Source organism: Rhodopseudomonas sp. B29 (assembly GCF_000333455.1).
Classification (GTDB): domain Bacteria; phylum Pseudomonadota; class Alphaproteobacteria; order Rhizobiales; family Xanthobacteraceae; genus Rhodopseudomonas.
Window position 1 is genome coordinate 1 of the sequence record NZ_BADD01000518.1, and the last position, 5,121, is coordinate 5,121.

Sequence of the window (5,121 nt, forward strand, 5' to 3'; positions counted from 1 at the left end):
GAGGCATGCGCTGCTACTGACGGCTGTGCTGGCCTGCGTCATCGTCCTGCTGATGTTCGTGGTCGATGCCTACGAAATCAACCTGATGCCGAAGCGCGGCACGCCGTCGCTGTGGCCGGTGAAGATCCTCACCGATTTTGGCAAGTCGCAATACGTGCTGTGGGTGCTGGGACTGTCGTTCGTGCCGGTGCTGCTCGTGCTGCCGCGGCTGTCCGGCGCGGCGCGTGCGACGATGATCGGCATCGGCACACGGCTGCAATATCTGTTTCTCGCGGTGCTGGTACCGGTGCTGGCCGGCGAGGTGATCAAGGGCGTGATCGGCCGTGGTCGGCCATTCGTCGGGGGCTCGGCCGATCCGTTCAATTTCGCGCCGTTTTCCTGGACCGAGGCCTATGCCAGCATGCCGTCCGGCCATTCGACCACCGCCGGCGCGGTGGCCTTCGCGGTGGCGGCGCTGTGGCCGCGGCTGCGCGGGGTGATGATGGTCTATTTGATGGTCATCCTGCTCAGCCGGCTGGTCCTGCTGGCTCATCACCCGAGCGACGTCGTCGCCGGCGCGTTGCTGGGGATCGTCGGGGCCATGGCGGTTCGCTATTGGTTCGCGGCGCGCCGGCTGGCCTTCACCATCCGCGCCGATGGTCGGATCGACCCGCTGGCCGGGCCCGGCTGGGACCGCGTCAAAAGGGTTGCCCGCGACGCTTTGGCCCCATAAGAAGCAGCCGCGCTTGCATGTGCGCCGGCCGCGAGTTCCTGACGGCCCCCGGATCTGTCCCAACCGATGCTCGACCCAAACACTCCATCCGGCGCGCCTGCGGTGTCGATCGTCGTGCCGGTGCGCAACGAGGCCGACAATCTGGCGCCGCTGATCGCCGAGATCGCTGCCGCGCTCGACGGGCGCTGGGACTATGAAATCGTTTATGTCGACGACGGTTCGACCGACGCCACGCCGCAGCGGCTTGCGGAACTGCGCCGCGAGCGCGCCAATTTGCGCCAGATCCGCCACGCCGCTTCGTGCGGACAGTCGGCGGCGGTCCGCAGCGGCGTTCGGGCGGCGCGGGGTGCCATCGTCGCCACGCTCGACGGCGACGGACAGAACAATCCGGCGTTCATTCCTGATCTGATCCGCGCAATCGAGCAGGGCGGTGCGCGCGTCGGCCTTGCCGCCGGACAGCGGGTCGGCCGCAAGGACACCGGCTTCAAGAAACTGCAGTCCAAGGTCGCCAACAAGGTTCGCGGCGGCATCCTGAAGGACGGCACCCGCGACTCCGGCTGCGGCCTGAAGGCGTTCCGCCGCGAGGTGTTCTTGTCGCTGCCGTATTTCGATGGCCTGCATCGCTTCCTGCCGGCCTTGGTGCGCCGCGAGGGCTACGACGTCGCCTATGTGGACGTCGCGGATCGGCCGCGAATGTCGGGCGTTTCGAATTATGGCTTCTTCGACCGGCTGTGGGTCGGATTGATGGACTTGGCCGGCGTGTGGTGGCTGATCCGCCGCAAGAAGGCGATCGCCGTCGCCACCGAGGTGAAGTGATGCTGATCCAATACGGCCAGGCGCTGAGCGGCTATCTGTACGACGTCTTTGTCGCCAAGTTCGATTTCTGGCTGGCCTTCGGCCTGGTGGCGCAACTGCTGTTCACCGCACGCTTCCTGGTGCAGTGGATTTCCAGCGAGCGCGCCGGCAAGAGCGTGGTGCCTATGGCGTTCTGGTTCTTTTCGATGGGCGGCGGTGTGATGACGCTGATATACGGCCTCGCCAAGCGCGAGCCGGTGATCATCCTCGGCCAGGCGATGGCCACGGTCATCTACATCCGCAACATCATGCTGATCATCAAGGCCCACGCCAAGGGCTCGGAGAGCCTGCCGAACTGATCGGCTGCGCTCACGCCTGTCGGCTTTTTCAGCCTTCGCGGTCGGTGCAAGTAATCTCCACGTCATTGCGAGCGAAGCGAAGCAATCCAGCTCCGTGCACTGAGCTGGATTGCTTCGTCGCTTCGCTCTTCGCAATGACGAGAGAGCTCGGATAGCAGCGACTAACTCGCCGCGTTGAACGCCGCGAAGCCTCGCTCCAGATCGGCCTTCAGATCATCGACGCTTTCGAGGCCGATGTGCAGCCGCAGCGTCGGGCCGCCCGGGTTCCACTTGGTTGCGGTCCGGTAGGTGTTGCAGTCGAACGGGATCACCAGGCTCTCGAAGCCGCCCCACGAATAGCCCATGCCGAACAGCCGCACGGTGTCGAGCAGCGCGTCGACGGCTTTCTGCGGCGCCTGTTTCAGCACGATCGAGAACAGGCCGGATGCGCCGGTGAAGTCGCGCTTCCAGATGGCATGGCCGGGATCGGTTTCGAGCGCCGGATGTAATACGCGCTGCACCTCCGGCCTCTGCGCCAGCCAGCGCGCCATCTCCAGACCCGACTTGTGGTGATGGGCGAGGCGGACGGCGAGGGTGCGCAGGCCGCGCAGCGCCAGGAACACATCGTCGGGCCCTGCGCAGACGCCGAGCAGGCGCACCGCATCGGTGACCTTGCCCCACGCCGTCTGGTTGGCCGAGATCGTGCCGAACATGATATCCGAATGGCCGCCGATATATTTGGTCGCGGCCTGGATCGAGATGTCGACGCCTTGTTCCAGCGAGCGATGATACAGCGGCGTTGCCCAGGTGTTGTCGTCGATCACCAGCGCGCCGCGCGCATGCGCGACCTCGGCGATCGCCGGAATGTCGGTCATCTCGAACGATTGCGAGCCAGGCGCTTCGACCATGACGGCGACGGTATTGGGGCGGAAATGCTCCGCGATGCCGGCGCCGATCAAAGGATCGAAATAGCTGGTCTCGACGCCAAGGCGCTTCAGCATCTGATCGCAGAACAACCGCGTCGGCCGATAGGCGTTGTCGCACACCAGGAGATGGTCACCGGCCTTGACGACGCCGAGCAGCGCCGTCGAAATCGCCGACACGCCCGATGGCGTGATCGCGACGCCGGCGCATTGCGGGCCTTCGAGCGCCATCAACGCCTGCTGCAGAGCTTTGGTTGTCGGCGTGCCGTGACGGCCATAGGAGAATTCGCCGCGATGCGCGTGCAGATCCTCGGCGGTCGGATACAGCACGGTCGAGCCGCGCACGACCGGCGGATTGACGAATCCCTTTTGCGCTTGCGTATCGCGTCCGGCAGTGACGAGCCGGGTCGACGGCGCCAACGCGGGCTGCTCGCCGTCTTTCTCTGACCAATTCATGACGTAAGCCGGTTTGGTTGCGGTGCTGCGCGAGGCGCGTGACGGTATGCCTCTAGCCGCCTAATAGCAGGTGCTGGAGAACGCCCGTCAACCCCTTGACCCGGAGGTCGTCTCGTTCTGTGATGCTGGAGACTGTCTGATTGCCGCGCGAAGGCCGCTGAACGATATGAATCGAGAAGCAACCGGCCGCATCCGCGGCGCGCAAGAAGGTCTGGTCGGAGGCGGATCTGGCGCGGACGTTGCATTGCAACGGTCGCCGCAGCGGGATTCGCGCCGAACACACGGGCACATGCGCCGAGGTCAGTCATGCCCGACGTCCGACATCTTTTGAAAGTTTGAAAGGCTTTGCCATGAATCGCGTCACCCTTATTGCCGCTGCAGTCGCCGCTGCCGCCCTCGCGGTGCAACCGGCCGCCGCGCAGACCCTGAAGACTGTGAAGGATCGCGGGCAATTGTCCTGCGGCGTCAGCCAGGGGCTGCCTGGCTTCTCGGCGCCGGACGACAAGGGCAATTGGACCGGGCTCGACGTCGATGTCTGCCGTGCGATTGCCGCAGCGGTGTTCGACGATCCCACCAAGGTGAAGTTCGTGCCGCTGTCGGCGAAGGATCGCTTCACCGCGCTGCAGTCCGGCGAGATCGACGTGCTGTCGCGTAACACCACCTGGACGCTGTCGCGCGACACCTCGCTCGGCGTCAACTTCACCGGCGTCAGCTACTACGACGGCCAGGGCTTCATGGTGAAGAAAGCGCTGAAGGTGAACTCGGCGCTCGAGCTCAACGGCGCGTCGGTCTGCGTGCAGACCGGCACCACCAACGAGCAGAATCTCGCCGACTACTTCAAGGGCAACAACATGAAGTACGAGGTGATCGCCTTCGCCAATGCCGACGAAGCCGTCAAGGCCTACGAGTCCGGCCGCTGCGACGTATTCACCTCGGACGTATCGCAGCTGTACGCGCAGCGGCTGAAGCTGGCGGCGCCGACCGAAAGCGTGGTGCTGCCGGAAGTGATCTCCAAGGAGCCGCTCGGCCCGCTGGTCCGCCACGGCGACGATCAATGGTTCGACATCGTCAAATGGACGCTGTTCGCGATGATCAATGCCGAGGAGCTCGGCATCACCCAGAAGAACGTCGACGAGATGGCCAAGTCCGACAAGCCGGAGCTGAAACGCGTGTTCGGCACCGACGGCAATCTGGGCGAGCAGCTCGGCCTCACCAAGGATTGGGTGACCCGCATCATCAAGGCGACCGGCAATTACGGCGAGTCCTTCGAACGCAACGTCGGCACCGGCTCCAAGCTCGAGATCGCGCGTGGCCTCAACAAGCTCTGGAACAAGGGCGGCATCATGTACGCGCCGCCGATCCGCTGACCCCGCGGCGCGTAGTCCGATGGCGATCGAGGCCCGACCACCGCCGGCGCAGTTCATCGCCAAACTGCGGCATGCGCTCGGCGGCCGCGCCGGCTGGAAGGGCTTTGCCATTCAGCTCGTGTTCGTCGCGGTGCTGTGCTGGATCGGCTACGAGATCGTCGCCAATGCCCGCGACAATCTCGCCAACCAGCGCGTCGCCTCCGGCTTCGCCTTCATGTCGCATACGGCGGGGTTCGGCGTCAGCCAGACGCTGATCCCATATTCGGAGACGGATAGTTACACCCGCGTCTTCCTGGTCGGCTTGCTCAACACGCTGCTGGTTTCCATCGTCGGCATCTTCTTCGCCACCGTGATCGGCTTTGCAGTCGCGCTCGCGCGGCTGTCGCCGAACTGGCTGATCTCACGGATCGGCGGCGGCTATGTCGAGCTGGTGCGCAATCTGCCGCTGCTGTTCCAGATCCTGTTCTGGTACCTGGCCGTGCTCGGCACGTTGCCGAACCCGCGGCAGACCGTGTCGCTGCTCGGCAGCT

The 5,121-nt window shown here is 64.9% G+C and carries 6 protein-coding genes; 5 read left to right on the forward strand and 1 reads right to left on the reverse strand.

Annotated elements, in window-relative coordinates; translation table 11 throughout:
* The 3 genes from I5M_RS18325 to I5M_RS18335 form a co-directional block, all read left to right on the forward strand.
* Nucleotides 1-712: phosphatase PAP2 family protein (locus tag I5M_RS18325; protein ID WP_022722725.1), on the forward strand; the 712-nt coding region annotated here is incomplete at its 5' end.
* 66 nt (nucleotides 713-778) lie between these two features.
* Nucleotides 779-1,528, forward strand: a complete 750-nt coding sequence (locus I5M_RS18330) for a glycosyltransferase family 2 protein (protein ID WP_022722726.1) — start codon at nucleotides 779-781, stop codon at nucleotides 1,526-1,528.
* Nucleotides 1,528-1,866: a lipid-A-disaccharide synthase N-terminal domain-containing protein gene (locus I5M_RS18335; protein ID WP_022722727.1), complete on the forward strand. Its 339-nt coding sequence runs from the start codon at nucleotides 1,528-1,530 to the stop codon at nucleotides 1,864-1,866. Before I5M_RS18330 ends, I5M_RS18335 begins: the two co-directional genes overlap by 1 nt.
* Nucleotides 1,867-2,027: 161 nt before the next feature.
* Here the strand turns inward: I5M_RS18335 and metC are convergent, their stop codons facing one another.
* A complete protein-coding gene (gene metC / locus I5M_RS18340) occupies nucleotides 2,028-3,224 on the reverse strand; it encodes a cystathionine beta-lyase (RefSeq protein ID WP_022722728.1) in 1,197 nt (398 codons plus the stop codon).
* A gap of 350 nt (nucleotides 3,225-3,574) precedes the next feature.
* Here metC and I5M_RS18350 point away from each other — a divergent pair, with 350 nt between their 5' ends.
* Together I5M_RS18350 and I5M_RS18355 are read left to right on the forward strand one after the other, a co-directional pair.
* Nucleotides 3,575-4,591: an amino acid ABC transporter substrate-binding protein gene (locus I5M_RS18350; RefSeq protein ID WP_022722730.1), complete on the forward strand. Its 1,017-nt coding sequence runs from the start codon at nucleotides 3,575-3,577 to the stop codon at nucleotides 4,589-4,591.
* 19 nt (nucleotides 4,592-4,610) lie between these two features.
* The coding region (locus tag I5M_RS18355) for an ABC transporter permease subunit (protein ID WP_022722731.1) at nucleotides 4,611-5,121 on the forward strand (511 nt) is incomplete at its 3' end.